Origin of the sequence: Pseudomonas sp. CFSAN084952 (assembly GCF_009648855.1) — a bacterium.
Classification (GTDB): Bacteria; Pseudomonadota; Gammaproteobacteria; order Pseudomonadales; family Pseudomonadaceae; genus Aquipseudomonas; species Aquipseudomonas paracarnis.
This window is the reverse complement of sequence record NZ_CP045767.1, coordinates 3,301,384-3,319,654: the sequence shown is the minus strand read 5'-3', so window position 1 is coordinate 3,319,654 and position 18,271 is coordinate 3,301,384. Positions and strand designations below refer to the sequence as shown.

Sequence of the window (18,271 nt, the reverse complement as noted above, 5' to 3'; positions counted from 1 at the left end):
GACGAAGCTGGAAGCTCTGTGGCGGGAGCGGGACGCAGACCTGCTGGCTTAGCAGGTAGCAATGACGATAGCCCGGCCCAGCGCCGGGCTATTGTTTCGCCTCAAGGCAACCCGACTGGTAGGTAATCCATAGCCTTTACCGGGCGGGGCTGCTTTCGGCTCCGGGTTCATACGGATGGGCGTGCAGATCGGCATCAACTCTGTTCTCAGCGCGGCCTTTTCCGTTGAAATCGCCCAGTCGACGACCGAGACCAGCAGAGGTGTCCGCTTGCATGGGGCGCCAGGGGGCGGGTGTTCGAGTCACTCCGTCCCGACCATATTATTCAATGAATTAGCCCAATCGGTGACGGTTGGGCTTTTTCAGGGAAGAAATGCCCTTCCCAGCATCCGTCGCCATTTTTCATAATCACCACACACCAAGGAAATTTCCCACATCCAACGCAGGTACCCCGTTGTTACGCTCCCACTCTTTGACCTAACTTCAAGGAGTTACCTGATGACAAAACGTCTAGCCGCCGAGTTCTTCGGCACATTCTGGCTGGTACTGGGCGGTTGCGGCAGTGCCGTTCTGGCTGCCGCCTTCCCTGAGCTGGGCATCGGCTTTGTCGGCGTGGCCTTGGCATTTGGCTTAACCGTATTAACCATGGCCTACGCCGTCGGCCATATTTCCGGCGGGCATTTCAATCCCGCGGTCACCCTGGGTTTGCTCGCCGCCGGGCGGATTGACGGCAAGGACGTGGCGCCCTACATCCTCACTCAGGTCTTGGGCGCGATTGCAGCTGCCGGGGTGTTGTACCTGATCGCCAGCGGCAAGGCCGGGTTTGATGTGTCGGCGGGGTTTGCCACCAATGGTTATGGTGAGCACTCTCCAGGTGGCTTCTCGTTTCTGTCAGTGGTGGTCACCGAGTTTGTACTCACGGCGTTTTTCCTGCTGATTATCCTGGGTGTTACCGATAAAAAGGCGCCGGCCGGTTTTGCGCCGCTGGCCATCGGGTTCGCCCTGGTCTTGATTCACCTGATCAGCATTCCGGTGAGCAATACATCGGTTAACCCGGCGCGTAGTACGGGCGTGGCACTGTTTCAAGGCGATTGGGCGATAGCCCAGTTGTGGGTGTTCTGGGTGGTGCCTTTGCTCGGTGGCGTGTGTGGTGGGCTGGTGCACAGGTTCGTGTTGGCGACAAAACAGTAATCGCTCAGGCCACCTTTGCTCGGCGAGCTGGCCGTGTTCTTCATGATCGAGCCGCCTTGTAACGGTTGCCCGGGCGCGCCAAACCAAGGTTTTCACGCAGTGTGGTGCCGGTGTATTCGCGACGAAACAAGCCGCGTCGCTGTAATTCGGGAATGACCAGGCGGGCAAAATCCTCCAGCCCGCCCGGCAGGTGCGGTACCAGAATATTGAAGCCATCCGCCGCACCTTCTTCGAACCAGCGCTGCAGTTCATCGGCGATCTGAATCGGCGTGCCGATCACGCTGTAATGACCGCGGCCACCGGCAATGCGTCGGCCCAGTTGCGCCAATGTCAGGTGTTCGCGCTGGGCCAGTTCACTCAGCAGTTGCTGGCGGCTGCGTTGACCGCTGTCGGTCAAGGGTAACTCGGGCAGCGGCCCATCCAGGGGGTAGCCGGACAGGTCGAAATTACCCAACATGCGCCCCAGCAACGCCACCCCCACCTCGGGTTCGACCAGCGCCTGGAACGCTTCGAATTTGGCCTGGGCCAAGGCTTCGGTTTGCCCCACCACCACAAACACGCCCGGCATGATTTTCAGCGAGTCGGCCTCGCGCCCGTATTGGCCCAGGCGAGCTTTGAGGTCGCTATAGAAGGCCTGCGCGTCGGCCAATGAGGTCTGCGCGGTAAACACCACTTCGGCGGTCTGCGCGGCCAGTTCACGCCCGGTTTCCGAGGAACCAGCCTGCACGATCAAAGGCTGGCCCTGGGGCGAGCGCGCCACGTTCAGGGGGCCTTTGACTCGGAAGTGTTCGCCCACATGGTCCAGCACATGGCGTTTACTTGGCTCGTAATAGCGCCCGCTGGCCTTGTCGCGCACGAAGGCGTCGTCGTCCCAGCTGTCCCACAGCCCCGTCACCACCTGATGAAATTCCCGTGCGCGGCTGTAGCGTTCGGCATGCCCCAGGTGCTCGTCGCGACCGAAATTCAGCGCCTCGGCCGCGTTATCCGAGGTCACCAGGTTCCAGCCTGCGCGACCGCCGGAGAGGTGATCCAGCGAGGCGAATTTACGCGCCACGTGGTACGGCTCGTTATAGCTGGTGGTAGCGGTGGCGATCAGGCCGATATGTTCGGTCACGGCACTGAGGGCCGAGAGCAGGGTGAGCGGCTCGAAATGATCCGAACGCGCCATCTGGCTGGCGACCTCGCCGGTGGCGGCGGCGATGCTGTCGGCCACGAACAGTGCGTCGAATTTCGCCGCTTCCGCCACCCGTGCCAAATGCTTGTAGTGGGCGAAATCCAGGCCAGCGTTCGCCGGTACGTCGGGGTGGCGCCAGGCGGCCACGTGGTGCCCGGTAGCCATCAGGAAGGCGCCGAGTTTGAGTTGACGGCCCATGCTAGAAATCCTTGCGTAGTTGCACGCCGAAGTAACGCTCATCGTCACGAGGCACGGCGCGGTAGATGTAGTTGCCGCCGCTGGCCAGCAGCGGTGAGTAGGATTTGTCAGCGAGGTTCTTCGCCAACAGCGCCACGCGCCAGCCATTGGTGTAGTCGGCCAGGGCCACGCTGGCGTTCCAGAGGCCGTAGGCGCCTTGTTTGGTGTCGAGGTTCTGGCTGATGTCGTACTGCACTTCGCTCTGCCAGCTGTAGTCAGTGCCCAGTTCGATATCCAGGCCGTTATCCAGAGGGATGCTGTAGTCGGCGCGCACGTAGCTTTTCCAGTCCGGGCTGAACGGCAGTGGTTTGCCATTGACGTTGCAGGTTGCTGCTGCGCCTGGCGGGCACGCGAACTGATCGATGCGCGCTCGGGTATAGGCCAGGGCGCCGGAGAGCTTGAGTTGCTGAGTGGCTTGCAGGGCGTAATCGAGCTCGACGCCTTCGGTGCTGACGCTGCCGGCGTTGATCAGGCGCGTCACGACTTGGCCGGCAACCGTGTCAAAAAAGTTGGCCTGGTAGTTGTCGTAGTCACTGTGGAACACCGCCAGGTTGGTGGTCAGGCGGTTGTTCCAGGCCGTGGCCTTGATTCCGGCTTCCCAGGTATTGGAGGTCTCCGGCTTGAGCGCGTCGGTATCGCGCGGCTGCATGTTGAAGAACACGTTGTAGGCCGGGCCTTTGTAGCCACGTGAGTAGGTGAGGTAGCTGGTGATGTTGTCGCTGAGGTCGTACTGCACGCCCAGCCGACCGGACCAACCATCCTCGTCTACCGAACCGGAACTCGACGTCGCCGGTTGAATGCCGCTGACGGTAGTGGCAGAGGTGGACACGCGGCGATGGTCGTACTGCAAGTCGTCATGGGTGTAACGCAACCCGGCGATGCCGCGAAAGCGCGAGGTGAAGTTGAGCGTGGTCTCGCCGAACACCGCGTAGCTGTCGCTGGTGGTGCTGTAGTCGGCAATGCCTCTATCGACCCGCGTCGTGGTGGTGAGGGTACGCTGATAGGTCTCCTCATCCTTGCCATGCATGTAGAACAGACCGCCGACGTACTCCAGGAACTCGCCTTTGGGCGAGGCCAGGCGCAGCTCCTGGGAATACTGGTCGAACGCCAGGTCGCCCTTGTCAGCGGTGCCGGGGAACGCGGCGGTGACCGTGCCCAGACGGTCGCCATCCTGATATTGAGTGTTGTCCCAGCCGCGCCAGGCGGTGATTGACGTGAGGGTGTAGTCACCCAGATTCCAGTCCAACTGCGCCGACAAGCCCTTGTTAATGTCTTCCACATGGCTGCGGGTATCGGTGTTGATATCGCGGTTGTCACTTGAGGCGCGCACCGGTCTCAAGGCATTGCTGAACGCCGGGCTGAGGGACTTGCTGACCACGCCATTGGGCGCGTCGTCGTGGGATTGCATGTAGTCGGCGATCAGGGTCAGTGTCACGTCGTCGTTGGGCGTGAATTCCAGCTTGCCGCGAATGCCCTTGTGGTTGTAACCGTTGACCTCCTGGCCGTTGTGGCGGTTGTCGACGTTACCGTCGTAGCTGCCGAACAAAGTACTGATCGAGCCCTTGAGCACCTCCGGCACCAGGCTGCCACCGATGCCAAAGCGCGTGCGGCTTTCATGGCCGCTGTAGAACGACTGGTCGATAAAACCGTGGGTCTGGGCAGTCGGCGCCTTACTGGTGATATTCAGCACACCGGCCGACGCGTTCTTGCCGAACAGCGTGCCTTGCGGGCCACGCAGCACTTCGATGCGCTCCAAATCCAACAGGTCGAGTGTGGCCTGGCCGGGGCGTGCATAGACCACGCCATCGATCACCGTAGCCACCGTTGGCTCAACGCCCGGCGAGGTTGAAATGGTGCCCACGCCGCGCACGAACAATGAGGTGTCCTTGTTCGAAGCGCCGGTGCGAAAGTTCAGCGACGGTACTTGCTGCGCGATGCTCGCCACCCCGTTGCGATTGTCACGCTCCAGTTGCTCGCCATCGAGCACCGAGACGGCCACCGGCACTTTTTGCAGCGATTCTTCGCGGCGGGTAGCGGTGACTGTCACGGATTGGAGCGTGGGTTCCTGTTCGTCAGCCGCTACAGCGCCGCAGACGGGCAAGGCGCTGAGGCCAGCCAGAAGCAACAAATGGGTGTGCCGTGGAAAGTTATGCATGCTGTGCCCGCTCGAAAAAATACCCTGGTCCGCTGCGGTTCTGCGACCTTCAGCGCCTGAAAATGTCTTGGGCATTCGCTCGAGCGAGTAGCAGACAGTGCGCTTTGTTAGCGCTAACATCGGCATTATTGAAGGCGTCGGTTTAGAGCGTCAAATACTAAAAAATTAGTTTTATATTCCTTTTTGAGGTTTTTGCCGTGAACGAACAAAAACCGCGCAAGCGCCGGGGCGCCGGCCGCGTCACCCTCAACACCGTGGCGCGCCAGGCCGGGGTGTCGGCCATTACGGTGTCGCGTTACTTCAACCAACCTGAACAGGTGTCACCCGAGCGCCGTGAACGTATCGCCCAGGTAGTTGCGCAGTTGGGGTATGTGCCGAACCTAGTGGCCGGCGGGTTGGCCTCCGCGCGCGGCAAAATCGTTGCGATGGTGACTCCGAATATCTCGGGGCCGATTTTTGCCAATACGCTGCAGGGCTTCAGCGACACCCTCAGTCGTCACGGCTACCAGCTGTTGCTGGCCTCCAGCTATTTCAGCATCGAGCAGGAGGAAAGTGCGGTGCGCGCTTTTCTCGGTTGGTCGCCGGCAGCGCTGGTGCTGACCAGCCGCTTTCACAGCCCTGGCACCGAGAAGATGATCGCCGAGGCAGATATACCGATCGTCGAAACCTGGGACTACGTGCCGGAACGCGCGCCGTTGCAAGTGGGGTTTTCTCATTATGAAGTGGGCGTCACCGCCGCGCGCTACTTGCATGGCAAAGGCTATCGACGCATCGCCTTCGTACAAAACAGTGCAGTGGGCGACTTCAGCGCATTGGAGCGGCGCGATGGATTTACCGCGACCCTCTCCGAGTTGGGTGTGCACCCGTGGGTCTTTGTGCCGGACGCCGACCGTGCGCCCTTCGAAGCCGGCAAGCAAGCCATGGAAGCGCTGATGGGGCAGGCGATCACGCCCGACGCGATTTTCTTCGCCAATGACAACCTCGCCGCGGGCGGTTTGCTGGCCGGTCAACGCGCCGGGCTGAGCATCCCCCAGGACTGCGCCGTATTGGGTTTTGGCGATTACCCGTTTGCCCACATGTTGTTGCCCAGCCTCAGCACCCTCCAGCCACCCGCGTTGGAGATCGGTGTGCTCGCCGCCACACGCGTCCTGCAAAGTCTGGGTGTATTAGCAACCGATGAGGAAGTTGAGCGCTTGAATCTTTTGCACTGTCAGTTAATTGAACGAGAGAGCACCTGAACAACTTAATTATGGCTAAGTGCAACTAGTGGCTATTAGCTGTCAACGCTCTAAATCAGTGCATTTGGCAATGTTTTGTATTTAATTACCCCCTCGTCCGGAACTAGGGCTATAACTTCCAGTCGATACACCCGGCTAACGCCTGCCTGGGCTATGGCGAACTAATGGCATTGTTCGGTAGTTCTAAATAGCCATACTTTTCGCAACGTTAGATATTCCTCAATGATGTCGTCAGCGCCCATCGATGCTTGCAAAATGCAGATCCCGCATACCGACCAGGTGTGCGCGTGGCTGATGCAGCACGCCGGGCTCAAAATCGCTGATCTGGAACGCGCCCAGCGTTTATCCACTGAGCCTGGCGACCTGCTCGGTTTGCTCACGCGCCTGGGCCTGGTGTCCGAGGTCGAACTGGCTCGCGCCTGGGCCGATTTGCTGAATGCGCCACTGCTGCTGGCCGACGCGGCGCCGCCGTTGCTCGACCCGCTTCCCGTGCTCACCGAGCGCTTTATGCGTCATTACCAGGTCGTGCCGATGGGTTGGCATCAGGGCGGGTTGCGCGTAATGGCCGCCAACCCGGCGCAGTGGTATCCGTTCCAGGCCCTGGCGTATGCCTGTGAGGTGCCGGTCTGGCTGGCCATCGGTTCGCGTAATGAAGTCGACACACTGATCGAGCGCTATTACGGCCAGGGCCGTTCCGCCATGGGCAGCCTGATCGAAAACCTCGATGAGCAGGGCGGCGTGCTGGAAGACATCGAACACCTCAAGGACATGGCCTCCGAAGCGCCAGTGATTCGCCTGGTCAATCTGATCCTGCAGCGCGCCGTGGAACAGCGCGCCTCGGATATCCATATCGAACCCTTCGAAAACCAACTCAAGGTGCGCTACCGCATCGACGGCGTGCTGCACGACGCCGAAGCACCGCCTGCCAGTTCGTCGGCGGCGGTGATCTCGCGGGTGAAGATAATGGCGCGCCTGGACATCGCCGAACGACGCCTGCCCCAGGACGGGCGCATCATGCTGCGCATCCAGGGCAAGGCGCTGGATCTGCGGGTGTCCACGGTGCCCACCAGCTTCGGCGAGTCGGTGGTGATGCGCCTGTTGGACCGGCAAACCGTGCAATTCGATTTCCCCAGCCTGGGCTTTGATGGCCCGCGCCTGGCGGCCTTCCAGGATCTATTGGCGCGGCCCCACGGCATCCTGTTGGTCACCGGGCCTACGGGCTCGGGCAAAACCACCACGCTCTATACCGCGTTGTCGCAGCTCAATACCGCTGAACGCAAGATCATCACCGTGGAAGACCCGGTGGAATATCAGCTTGAAGGGATTAACCAGATCCAGGTCAAGCCGGCCATCGGCCTGGACTTTGCCGGAGCGCTGCGCGCCATCGTGCGCCAGGACCCGGACGTGATCATGATCGGCGAAATCCGCGACCTGGAAACCTGCCGCATTGCCGTCCAATCGTCACTCACTGGCCATCTGGTCCTCTCGACCCTGCACACCAACAGCGCTGCGGCGAGTATCACGCGCTTGCTGGACATGGGCGTGGAAAGCTACCTGATTGCCTCCACGGTCAGCGGTATTCTCGCCCAGCGCCTGGTGCGGCGCCTGGACCCGGCCACGCGAGTAGCCTTCCAGGCCCCAGCGGAATTGATCAAGGAGCATGGCCTGGATCGCCTGACCGAGCAGCGTCCGATCCTGCTTTACCGCGGTGACTATCACGGCCGCAGCGCCCTCACTGAATTGTTGGTGATGAACGATGAGTTGCGTGGCTTGCTGATGGGCCACGCCGACGCCGCCAGCCTCGAGCACGCCGCCCGCCGCGCCGGTTTGCGCACCTTGTATGAAGACGGTTTGCGCCAGGCCCTGGCCGGTGTCACCTCCCTGGAAGAAGTGCTGCGCGTCACCCGCGGAGATGACGCGTGAGCCTGTTCAAGTTCCGCGCCCTGGACAGCCAGGGCGTGGCCCAGAGCGGCACGTTGCAGGCCATTGACCAAGCGGCCGCTGTCGCCGTCTTGCATCAGCGCGGGTGGTTGTTGCTGCACATCGAAACGGCCAGCGGCCCCTTGTTGCGCCAGGCACGTGGGCAGTTGAAGGGCGTAGCGCTGGTGAGTTTCACCCAGCAATTGGCCACGCTACTGGGCGCCGGCCAGCCCCTCGAACGCGCTTTAAACCTGTTGCTCAAGCAAGCCCGCCATCCTCAGGTGCAGGCCTTGATCGAGCGCATTCGCGACCAGGTCAAGGCCGGCAAACCGCTGTCGGCGGCGCTGGAGGAGGAGGGCGGCACGTTTTCCCCGCTGTACCTGAGCATGGTGCGCGCCGGTGAGGCCGGCGGGGCGCTGGAGGGCACCTTGCGCCAGCTCAGCGACTACCTGGAGCGCAGCCAGTTACTGCGCGGCGAGGTGATCAATGCGCTGATCTACCCGGCGTTCCTGGTGGTGGGTGTACTGGGTTCCCTGGCGCTGTTGCTGGCCTATGTGGTGCCGCAATTCGTGCCGATTTTTCAGGACCTTGGCGTGCCGATTCCACTGATCACCCAGGTGATCCTGGCGCTCGGCGAGTTCCTCGGTGCCTATGGCCTGGTGGTGCTGGCCGGGTTGTCGATCAGTGGGTGGATCCTGGCGGCGCGCCTGCGCGACCCCCTGCGCCGTGAGCGTTACGACCGTCACCTGCTGGGCATCCGCGTGATCGGCCCGCTGTTGCAACGGGTGCAAGCCGCCCGCCTGGCCCGCACCCTCGGCACGTTGCTCAGCAATGGCGTGGCGCTGCTGCCCGCGCTGGTGATCGCCCGGCAAGTCTGCAGCAACCGTGCGCTCCAGGCGCAAGTGGCGCTGGCAGCGCAACGGGTCAAGGGCGGCGGCACCCTGGCCGATGCGTTCGGCCGTCAGCCGCTGCTACCGGAGCTGGCGCTGCACATGATCGAAGTCGGTGAACAGGCCGGCGAACTGGACAGCATGCTGCTCAAGGTCGCCGACATCTTCGACGTCGAGGCCAAGCGCGCCATCGAACGCTTGCTCGCGGCAATGGTGCCGACCCTGACCGTGGTCATGGCGGTGCTGGTGGCAGTGATCATGCTCGCGATCATGCTGCCGCTGATGAGCCTCACCAGCCATATATGAACTTTCAAGGAGCAGAACCGATGAAAACCCGACACCGCCAAGGCGGCTTCACCCTTTTGGAAATGCTGGCGGTGATCGTGCTGCTGGGCATTGTCGCGACCATTGTGGTGCGCCAGGTCGGTGGCAATGTGGACAAGGGCAAGTACGGCGCGGGCAAGGCGCAACTGGCCAGTTTGAGCATGAAGATCGACAGCTACGCCCTGGACGTGGGCGCGCCGCCCAACAACCTGCAACAGCTGCTCGACAAGCCGGCCAGTGCTTCGAACTGGGCCGGCCCCTACGCCAAGCCTTCGGAGCTGAAAGACCCGTTCGGCCACGGGTTTGGCTATCGCTTCCCCGGTGAGCACGGCGCCTTCGACCTGATCTTCTACGGCCAGGACGGCCAACCCGGCGGCGAGGGCTACAGTGCCGACCTGGGCAACTGGGAATAACCCGCCCGTGGCCCAGCGAGGCTTTACCCTGCTGGAGATGCTGGTGGTCATCCTATTGATCGGCATTGCGGCGGGTTTGTTGGGGCTGGGTGTACGGCAAGGGCTACAGGTGGCCAAGGAGCGGCGGGTGGTCGCGCAGATGATCGAGGCGCTGCGCGCCACGCGCGCGCGCGCCATCGTCAGCGGCCAGGCGACGCACACTCGGTTTGACCTCCAGGGCCGCACATTCCAGGCTTCAGGGCGTGCGTCGCAGCAGTGGCCAGCGCAGGTGCAAGTGACCTTGCACAGTGCCGAGCAGGCCGGGGCCGCCGTGGTGTTCTATCCCGACGGCAGTTCTACCGGCGGCAACCTGCTGCTGGCCAACGGCAGCCGTCGTTGGCGCATCGATATTGGCTGGCTTACCGGCAGTGTGCAATCCAAGGCGCTGCCATGAAGCACCAGGCCGGCTTCACCTTACTGGAAATGCTCGCCGCCCTGACGTTGATGGCGGTGTGCAGCAGCGTGTTGCTGGTTGCCTTCGGCCAGAGCGCGCGCGCCTTGTCCCAGGTGGCCCGCAGTGACCGCCTTACCCATGCCGCGCTCACGCTGCTGGACCAGGAAGCTGCCGGCCCGCTGATTGAAGGAACCCGCCAAGGCTAACTCGACGGCATCCATTGGCAATTGACCAGCACCCGCCAACAGCCGCACCTGTTTCGTCTTGACCTGAACGTGCGTGAAGGCGCGCATCAGGCGCACTTCAGCACTTTGAAGGCGCGCCTGTGAAGCGCCGTGAGCAGGGTTTCACCCTGCTGGAAGTGCTCGTGGTGCTCAGCTTGCTGTCGGTGTTGTTGCTGCTGGTGAGCGCAGCGTTGCTGGGGGCCAATCGGGCGGTGGCCAAGGCCCAGGCCTACACCGTCAGCCTGGATGAAATGCGCGCCGCCCAACAGTTTTTGCGCACCTCGATCAGCGAGGCGCTGCCGCTAAAGCTCACTGACGATGACAGCCAGGCCGAAGGTTTTTTTATCGGCATGCCTGAGCGTCTGCAATTTGTGGCGACCTTGCCCGGTGTATTGGGCGGGGGGATCCAGCGCTTTACCCTCCAACGGGTCGGGCAGGATCTGCAGGTGGCTTTTTCGCAGAGGGCATCGCAGGCCAACGCGCAGCGCGATGAGCCGCAGGTGCTTTTGCATAACGTCGAGGCGCTGCAGTTCAGCTATCGCGGTGTCTCGCCACTGGGCCAGCCCACCGACTGGTTGAGCCCGTGGCCCTGGCCCCGGCGCTTGCCCACAGCGGTGCGTATCGACGCCTCCGTCGACGGGCCGGTGCCATGGGTCGCCCAGGTGGTTGCGCTGCGCCTGAACCTGTCCAGCGCGAGCAGCGAAGAATGAAGCGCCAACGCGGTGCAGCCCTGTTGCTGGTGTTGTGGGTGCTGGCCTTGCTCAGCCTATTGCTGGGTGGCCTGGCCGGGTGGGTGCAGCTGCAAAGTCGCCAGGCGCTGTGGCTGCGCCAGCATACCCAGACACTATTGGCCGCCCAGGCCGGTATCGCGCAGGTCATGGCGCAAGGGCAGTGGGTGGCGGACGGGCGTTCTATGGCGCTGACCTTCGACGACGCCCGCTTGCAGGTCAGTCTGCGCAGTGAGCGTGGCAAGTTGTACCTGGTCAACGCTGCCCCCCAAGACCTCACGCGCCTGGCCCTGGCCTGCGGCGCCACACCGGTTCAGGCCCAGCAGTTGGCCAAGGCCCTTGAGACGCGGCGCCATCAGGGCCTGGCGCCGTTTCGGGTACTGGAGCAAGTGCGTCAACTTCCCGGCATGACCCAGGCGCTCTACAGCGAACTACTGCCGGAAATTACCTTGTGGAGCGACCTCGACCGGCCCGCTTCGGCATTCGCCAGCCCCTTGATGCGCAAGGCGCTGAACCTGCCACGCCAGGACGCCGAGGGCGTCGACCCCGGCCAGGTCGTGGAAATCGACAGCCGCGCCGAGCGCCCCGGCGGCTATCAGGCACGCCTGCGACTGACCCTTTTATTAAGCCCTGCGGAGGACAGCGCACAGCCCTATCGGGTGGTGCGGTGGCAAGAATGATTCAACTCGAACCAATTGCCCGCTATTGGCGCGGCAGCCTGCTGCAACAAGGCTGGCGCCTGTGGCTCACAGAGTTACGCGGCTGTGTGCCGAAGTGGCTGGCGTTCCAGGACCCGCCCGAGCACGTTCATCACTGGCCGCTCACGGCACCGGTGGTGCCAGGCAATGCGCGCCAGGTGCTGATGCTTGCTCCTGATGCTGTGTTGCAGCAAAGCGTGCAACTGCCTCTGGCTGCCGCGCGCAACCTCGTGGAGGTGGTTGGCTATGAACTGGACCGCTATACCCCGTTCAACGCCGAGCAGCTCTACTTTGTCGCCCGCCTGGAGCGGCGCACGCCCAGCCACCTGGAGGTGAGGGTGGTGGCGATCCTGCGCGAGCGCCTGGACCAGGTCCTCACTGACTGTGCCGCCCTCGGCCTGTACCCACACCGTGTGGACGCGGCGGGCCTGGGTATCGACCTGCTGCCCGCGCCGTTGCGCCCGCGCTCACGTTCTGCCGGCAAGCAATTGCAGCGCAGCCTGCCGTGGTTGTGCGGCGCGTTGCTGATTGCGGCGATGCTGTTGTGGCTCAACGATCGCCAGCGGGTACTCGACAGCATGCACGCCACTGTTCAACAGCAAAAAGCCGAGGTCGCGCAGGTGCACGCCCTGCGCCAGCAACTGCTCAACACCCGTGGTGCGGCGCAGTACCTGTCCCAGCGCAAACGGGCGCAACCCCCCCTGGCCGGCCTACTGAATGACTTGACCAGCTGCCTGCCCGCCGACACCTGGCTCGACCAATTGGACGTCAAGGACGGCGAGGTGAGCTTTTCCGGCCAGAGCGCCAAGGCCAGTGGCCTGATCAGCCGCATCAAAGGCTGCCAGCGCTTGGACAACGCGCAGTTCGAAGGGGTGATCCAACCCGACGCACGCACCGGCAAGGACCAGTTTGCCTTGCGTGCCCACTTACGCCAGGAGGCCGCCGATGCGCCGACCCCTCACACGCCGTGAACGCCGCGGCGCCGCCTTGTTGACCCTGGCGTTGGTGCTCGGCGCGGCCTATTGGCTGTTGATCGACAGCTGGTTCGCCGGGCCGCTGCGGGCCATGGGTGAACAGGCCGAACAGTTGCGTGAACAGCAGCAGCGCTATGCCAGCGTCATACGCCAGGGCGATGCCTTGCGCGAACAGCTGGCGCAGGCACAGCAAGACCCGGCCAGCAGCGCCAGCCTGTTGCCGGGGGACGACCCGGACGTGGTCGCCGCCGACCTGATGCAGCGTCTTGCCGACCTGATCAACAGCCACGCCAACCTCGGCGGCGGCTGCAACCTCACCCAGCGCAAGCCGATCACGCCTGAACAAAACGACAGCGAGCCCTATCGTCAGGTCAAGGTCAGCCTCACGCTCAATTGCGCGATCGAACCGCTGACCGCGATCCTGCATGGGCTGGAGTATCAGCCGCCTTTTCTGTTCGTCGATGAGCTGCATATTCGTCGCGACAAACAGGCGCCAGCCAGTGGTGGGGCAGGCAAGCTGGCGGTGCAACTGCTGGTGCGCGGCTACCTGCAACCGGCGCGGGTGGCACCATGATCGGCCCATTGCGTCCTCTTGAATGGGGCTGGCTCGGCTTGGCCGGGCTCTTGGGGCTGTTGATGGCGATGATCCTCAGCAGCATCGGCGACGCCCCCCGGTGGTTACCCGATGCGCCGGTGCACGCGCCTCCCTCGTTCCAGGTGCAGGCCGCTCCCACGCCGGCGTTGCGAGACCTTGCCGGTACCTGGCAAGCGCCGCTGTTCAGCCCGGATCGCCGCCCGGACCGGGAGGTGGGTAAAACCCAGGTGGCGAGCCTGGCCAACCTGACCCTCAGCGGCATCATGATCACCGGCAACCTGCAAATGGCCATGCTCAAGCAAGCCGGTGGCCCAACGCTCACGGTGCGCTTGGGCCAGGCGTTGCCCAACGGCTGGCGCCTGGAACACCTGACCCCGCAATACGCTCGTTTTGCCCTGGACGGGCGCACCCAGACCCTGAGCCTCTACGGTAAGCGGTTACCCCTGATCTCACATCCCCGCGAGTCTCTCCCTTGATTGATATGCGCACTTCGCTGTTTTGCCTGGCTACCGCCGTCTCCCTGAGCGGCTGTGGCTCTTTGCCCGACACCCTCGACCCGGACGACGACCTGCTGCACGAGGCCCTGCAGGGCACCGGCACACAACGCCCGGCGCTTCAGGCGCCTGTGGCCGAAAGCCCTCCACCTGCCACCCAGGCTCCGCCGCAGCGCCAGCTGATTCGTGGCAATCAAGCGTTTGTACGCCAGCCCGCAGCGCCGGCAAACGTGCCGCAGCAGGGGGGCGACATCGTGTTCAACTTCGCCGACCAGCCTATCGAGGCCGTGATCAACAGCGTGATGGGCGACCTGTTGCACGAGAACTACAGCATCGCCGAGGGCGTGAAGGGCACGGTCAGCTTCTCCACCTCCAAACCCGTGGACAAACAGCAAGCGCTGTCGATTCTCGAAACCCTGCTGTCCTGGACCGACAACGCCATGATCAAGCAGGGCAACCGCTATGTGATCCTGCCGGCCAACCAGGCAGTGGCGGGCAAGCTGGTGCCGCAGATGCGCGTGGCGCAACCGGCCAGCGGCCTCTCGGCACGTCTGTTTTCACTGCGCTATATCTCGGCCACCGAGATGCAGAAACTGCTCAAACCCTTCGCCCGTGAAAACGCTTTTTTGTTGGTCGACCCGGCGCGTAATGTCCTGAGCCTGGCCGGCACGCCCGACGAACTGGCCAACTACCAGGACACCATCGACACCTTCGACGTGGACTGGCTCAAGGGCATGTCGGTGGCGGTGTTCGGCCTGCAACGCGCCTCGGTGGCCGAGCTGATGCCCGAGCTGCAAGCCATGTTCGGCGCGGACAGTGGCACACCCCTGGCCGGCATGCTGCGGTTCTTGCCGGTCGAGCGCACCAACTCGGTGGTGGCGATTTCTTCCCAGCCCCAGTACCTCACCGAAGTGGGCGACTGGATCCGCACCATCGACGAGGGCGGCGGCAACGAGCCGCAGATGTATGTGTACGACGTGCGCAATATGAAGGCCGCCGACCTCGCCAAGTACCTGCGGCAGATCTACGGTAATGGCGCGATCAAGGATGACGCCCCGGCGAAGGTAGCACCGGGCTTGCGTACCACCACCCTGTCCTCGTCCACCAGTGCCGGTTTGCAGGCGAGCGCCCCGGTGCCCGCAGCCGAAGAACCTGAATCCGAGCCTGCCGAAAACACCCAGGCATCGCCCACCAGCGACCTCGAAGCGGGCACGCGCATCACCGCGCAAAAGAGCAGCAACCAACTGCTGGTACGCACCCGCCCGGCGCAATGGAAAGAGATCGAAGCGGCGATCAAACGCCTCGACAACCCACCGCTGCAAGTGCAGATCGAGACGCGCATCCTGGAGGTCAAACTCACCGGCGAACTGGACCTGGGGGTGCAGTGGTACCTGGGCCGCCTGGCCGGCAATTCCACCAGCACCACGGTGGCCAATGCTTCCGGCAGCCAAGGCGCCTTGGGCGGTGGCGGGGCAGGGCTGGGGGCGGCGGACTCGTTGTTCTACTCCTTCGTCAGTTCCAACCTGCAAGTGGCCCTGCACGCCCTGGAGACCAACGGCCGCACCCAGGTGCTATCGGCGCCATCGCTGGTGGTGATGAACAACCAGCCGGCGCAGATCCAGGTGGGGGACAACATTCCCATCAGCCAGACCACCGTCAATACCGGGGACGCCGACACCACCTTGAGCAGTGTGGAATATGTGCAGACGGGGGTGATTCTGGATGTGGTGCCGCGCATCAATCCGGGTGGGCTGGTGTACATGGATATCCAGCAACAGGTCAGTGATGCCCAGAACCCGACGGGGAACAGTGAGACGCCGGTGAACCCGCGTATCTCCACGCGCTCGGTGTCCACCCAGGTGGCGGTGCAGAGTGGCCAGACGGTATTGCTCGGCGGATTGATCAAGCAGGACAACGCTGAGAGCGTCAGTGCCGTGCCTTACCTGGCGAAGATTCCGGGGTTGCGCTGGTTGTTTGGCAATACCGGCAAGTCCAAGGACCGCACGGAGCTGATTGTGCTGATTACGCCGAGGGTGATTACCAGCAGCAGCCAGGCGCGGCAGGTGACGGATGATTATCGCCAGCAGATGCAGTTGTTGCGACCCGCCCAATAAGCCCTCTCCTACATTGATCGTTCCCACGCTCTGCGTGGGAATGCCGCCCTGGACGCTCCGCGTCCCATCTGCACAAGGTGACGCGGAGCGTCACAGGATGTATTCCCACGCAGAGCGTGGGAACGATCATCACGGCAGGGCGTCACCCTATTGCTGCAACAGCAACGCCTGCTGCTTGAGCCTGCGTTTCTGCGCAAACGGCAAGCTCTCATCATCCCCATACGGTGCGCTGTACCAGTTGCCGTAGCTCGGGTTGGGCAGCAGGAACCAACGCTGGCCCAGCCAATTCACATAGGGTTCGACGGCCTTGCGCTGTGCATCCAGGGTGTTGTGCTCGGCCTGCACGAAATCGCCCAGGGAGTCTCCGGCCATCAACAGCACGCGGGCATGCCTGGCGACCCACTGACGGCGGCACTGCTTGCCGTAGCCCGCGCTCTCGCAGTGGCCGGTGGGGGTGCTGGCCGCCAGGATCTGTGCGTCGCTCTCAATCGGGAAACCGCGCAAACGCAGGTTTTTGGCCGTGGCCGCGACCTGGCTGTGTTCTCGGTTGGTGAGGTAGTAAACCTGGATGCCTTTTTGCCGGGCCGCCTGCAGGAACGCCACCGAGCCTGGCAGTGCCTGGGCCTTGGCCTGCTCGACCCAGGTGTTCCAGCGATCATAGGAATAGACCTGATTGTTGATGATGTCGCGGGCGTTGAGGGGCACGTTGTCCAACAGCGTTTCGTCGATGTCCACCACCACCGCCGGGGGCAGGCCGGCCAGGTTGCGTGGGGCAAAAGGCAGGGCGTCCCAGCTCGGGTCGGCCAGGGCGACGTCCAGTTGACGGGTGGCATTGGCGAAGAGCTGGCGGTAGATCAGTTCGTGCTCGATGGACGTCTGGGTCCAGAGCACGGCGTCGAGTTGGTCATTGGCCGGCGGGTGTTGCTGGCAGCCTGCGAGGGCGGTGGTGAGCAAGCAGAGGCTGGCAAAGAACAGGTTGCGCATGGGCTGGGTCTCGAAGAGCGTGGTGGCGTGGTCAGCACGCCAGTCTAATCACTTGCGATGCTCGCGGCTCGTTGCCGTTTCGCAATCGTCTTAAAGCCAGGCTTCACCCCAGGTGGGCATGTGGTGATTGCCCATTCGCCAATGGGGCTGCCGAGGCCTGAGGCACACACCGCCGACCCAACGCTCATGGCTGGCGTGGTCCATCCAGTTGGTGTCGCCGTTCAATACAGCCTGCCCCAGTGGCGTCAACGCCAAGGGGCGCTTAGGCCATGGTTGATCCCTCTCTGTTTCCACCAGCAACGGCTGCTCGCCATCGATCAACGGCCGCATCAGCGCATGAAACATCAGGTCGCCAAGGAACGGCAGGGGTTCGCGCCTGGCCATCAACTCTGCGAAGACCCGGGCAAACGCCACTGGCCCGCTTTCGGCGATATACCTCAGCGCCAAGCGCTCGGTCAGTGAGAGGCCATCCTCAATTCCTGGCAACTCCTGCAATTGGCGGCGTAGCGCCGGTGCAAGCAGCGGCAGGCTCGGGTGAGCGGTACGGGCCAGTTCTGCCAGCTTGGTCGGCGAGGAGTCGCAATAAGCCGACCAGGCTTGTTTGGCCAGGTGCACCGCCGTGTCGTCGATCAAGCGTCGCTGCGGCCATAGCCAGGCAAGCACGTCGGGCGCCAGTTGCCCGATCCCGATAAACCGTTCGACGCCCGGTATGCGGTCGACCTCGATCAGCTCAAGTTTTTTCGGCGTGCGTTCAAGACTTGAGAGTGCGCGAATCAGGAACAATTGGTCATAGGCATCCGCTTCACACCACAACACGCTATGTTCGGCGCCGGCCAGTGCGTCCAATTGGGTGTATTCCCCGTCAACGCGCAGGTTTACATCAGCAGGGGTCAAGGCAAAAGTCTGGCTGATAAAAGCGCTGCGCAGGCGGCGGAATTCGGCGCTGGGAAGATTGCGTACGGGGCCCATGCACAGTGGGTCGCTGAGCATCTGGAAGCGGCCCTTGAACCCAGCCACCTGCAAGCTGTGGGCAATGTCATTGCCACAGCGCCAATGGTGAGTACGTGCCTCGTCGCTGGCCTCGAAACCGGGGTGGCGCGCAGCAAAGTCCAGGGCATCGATATGCGCCTTGAGCTTGGGCCAACTGGCAAAACCCAATTGCCTGGCGACCTGCCATTGGGCCTGGGCCAAGGTGGCGCTGGGGTCTAGTTTTTTCAGGTGCGACAACAGTTCCTTGGCGCGCTTGCGCTGCTGCTCAAGGTTGAGGCGGCCATTGGTAGTGGAGGCTAAAGGGCGTTGCGACATACGAGCTCCTTGCACAAACCTTTTCCGCTTCAAGGTTGGGAGTCGTAGAAATGTGGTGGAGCTGGGATGTCTTGGGCGCAGCCCTTTCCGCGGAAGGTGGCGTAGAGAGCGCCAGGCGGGAAATATAGGCAGCATTGCCGTTCGGTGCAACCCTGAAAATGTGGGCTTGCCCCAATGCCACT

At 63.0% G+C, this 18,271-nt stretch carries 16 protein-coding genes and 1 pseudogene; 13 read left to right on the top strand and 4 right to left on the bottom strand.

The window, feature by feature from the left end; all coding sequences use genetic code 11:
* The first annotated feature begins 496 nt into the window (after positions 1-496).
* A complete protein-coding gene (gene aqpZ, locus GH769_RS14725) occupies positions 497-1,189 on the top strand; it encodes an aquaporin Z (RefSeq protein WP_014719121.1) in 693 nt (230 codons plus the stop codon).
* 40 nt (positions 1,190-1,229) lie between these two features.
* Here the strand turns inward: aqpZ and GH769_RS14720 are convergent, their stop codons facing one another.
* On the bottom strand, positions 1,230-2,561 hold the full coding sequence (locus tag GH769_RS14720; protein WP_014719120.1) for an LLM class flavin-dependent oxidoreductase: 1,332 nt from the start codon (positions 2,559-2,561) through the stop codon (positions 1,230-1,232).
* 1 nt (position 2,562) lies between these two features.
* Positions 2,563-4,755, bottom strand: coding sequence for a TonB-dependent receptor (locus GH769_RS14715; RefSeq protein WP_032902007.1), 2,193 nt, complete (start codon positions 4,753-4,755; stop codon positions 2,563-2,565).
* 197 nt (positions 4,756-4,952) lie between these two features.
* Here GH769_RS14715 and GH769_RS14710 point away from each other — a divergent pair, with 197 nt between their 5' ends.
* The 12 genes and pseudogenes from GH769_RS14710 (at position 4,953) to gspD (ending at position 15,800) form a co-directional block, all read left to right on the top strand.
* Entirely contained in the window at positions 4,953-5,993 is a 1,041-nt protein-coding gene (locus GH769_RS14710; RefSeq protein WP_014719118.1) for a LacI family DNA-binding transcriptional regulator, read from the top strand.
* A 255-nt stretch (positions 5,994-6,248) separates the two neighbouring features.
* Positions 6,249-7,916, top strand: coding sequence for a type II secretion system ATPase GspE (gene gspE, locus GH769_RS14705; RefSeq protein ID WP_230957573.1), 1,668 nt, complete (start codon positions 6,249-6,251; stop codon positions 7,914-7,916).
* A complete protein-coding gene (gspF, locus tag GH769_RS14700; RefSeq protein ID WP_032902006.1) occupies positions 7,913-9,109 on the top strand; it encodes a type II secretion system inner membrane protein GspF in 1,197 nt (398 codons plus the stop codon). Before gspE ends, gspF begins: the two co-directional genes overlap by 4 nt.
* A 20-nt stretch (positions 9,110-9,129) precedes the next feature.
* Positions 9,130-9,540 carry a type II secretion system major pseudopilin GspG gene (gene gspG, locus GH769_RS14695; RefSeq protein ID WP_019821138.1) on the top strand — a complete coding sequence of 137 codons (411 nt, stop codon included), beginning with the start codon at positions 9,130-9,132 and terminating at the stop codon, positions 9,538-9,540.
* Positions 9,541-9,547: 7 nt separating this feature from the next.
* Complete coding sequence (locus GH769_RS14690) at positions 9,548-9,973, top strand: GspH/FimT family pseudopilin (RefSeq protein WP_032902005.1); 426 nt, start codon at positions 9,548-9,550, stop codon at positions 9,971-9,973.
* Positions 9,970-10,302, top strand: a pseudogene (locus GH769_RS14685) (type II secretion system protein). Before GH769_RS14690 ends, GH769_RS14685 begins: the two are co-directional and overlap by 4 nt.
* Positions 10,299-10,907, top strand: a complete 609-nt coding sequence (locus tag GH769_RS14680; protein WP_032902004.1) for a prepilin-type N-terminal cleavage/methylation domain-containing protein — start codon at positions 10,299-10,301, stop codon at positions 10,905-10,907. Before GH769_RS14685 ends, GH769_RS14680 begins: the two are co-directional and overlap by 4 nt.
* The gene (locus GH769_RS14675) at positions 10,904-11,605 is read left to right on the top strand and encodes a hypothetical protein (RefSeq protein WP_032902003.1); all 702 of its coding nucleotides are present in this window, start codon (positions 10,904-10,906) and stop codon (positions 11,603-11,605) included. The genes GH769_RS14680 and GH769_RS14675 overlap by 4 nt, the downstream gene beginning before the upstream one ends.
* On the top strand, positions 11,602-12,594 hold the full coding sequence (locus tag GH769_RS14670; RefSeq protein ID WP_032902002.1) for a PilN domain-containing protein: 993 nt from the start codon (positions 11,602-11,604) through the stop codon (positions 12,592-12,594). The genes GH769_RS14675 and GH769_RS14670 overlap by 4 nt, the downstream gene beginning before the upstream one ends.
* Positions 12,569-13,171 (top strand): type II secretion system protein GspM, encoded by a 603-nt coding sequence (gene gspM / locus GH769_RS14665; protein ID WP_032902001.1) that lies wholly within the window; start codon positions 12,569-12,571, stop codon positions 13,169-13,171. The genes GH769_RS14670 and gspM overlap by 26 nt, the downstream gene beginning before the upstream one ends.
* Positions 13,168-13,668: a general secretion pathway protein GspN gene (locus GH769_RS14660; RefSeq protein WP_032902000.1), complete on the top strand. Its 501-nt coding sequence runs from the start codon at positions 13,168-13,170 to the stop codon at positions 13,666-13,668. The genes gspM and GH769_RS14660 overlap by 4 nt, the downstream gene beginning before the upstream one ends.
* 5 nt (positions 13,669-13,673) lie before the next feature.
* Positions 13,674-15,800 carry a type II secretion system secretin GspD gene (gene gspD, locus GH769_RS14655; RefSeq protein WP_032901999.1) on the top strand — a complete coding sequence of 709 codons (2,127 nt, stop codon included), beginning with the start codon at positions 13,674-13,676 and terminating at the stop codon, positions 15,798-15,800.
* Between the two features lie 147 nt (positions 15,801-15,947).
* Here gspD and GH769_RS14650 read toward each other — a convergent pair whose 3' ends face one another.
* Together GH769_RS14650 and GH769_RS14645 are read right to left on the bottom strand one after the other, a co-directional pair.
* A complete protein-coding gene (locus tag GH769_RS14650; protein ID WP_032901997.1) occupies positions 15,948-16,784 on the bottom strand; it encodes a 5'-nucleotidase, lipoprotein e(P4) family in 837 nt (278 codons plus the stop codon).
* A gap of 90 nt (positions 16,785-16,874) precedes the next feature.
* Entirely contained in the window at positions 16,875-18,089 is a 1,215-nt protein-coding gene (locus GH769_RS14645; protein WP_020300752.1) for a DUF1835 domain-containing protein, read from the bottom strand.
* Positions 18,090-18,271: the final 182 nt, after the last annotated feature.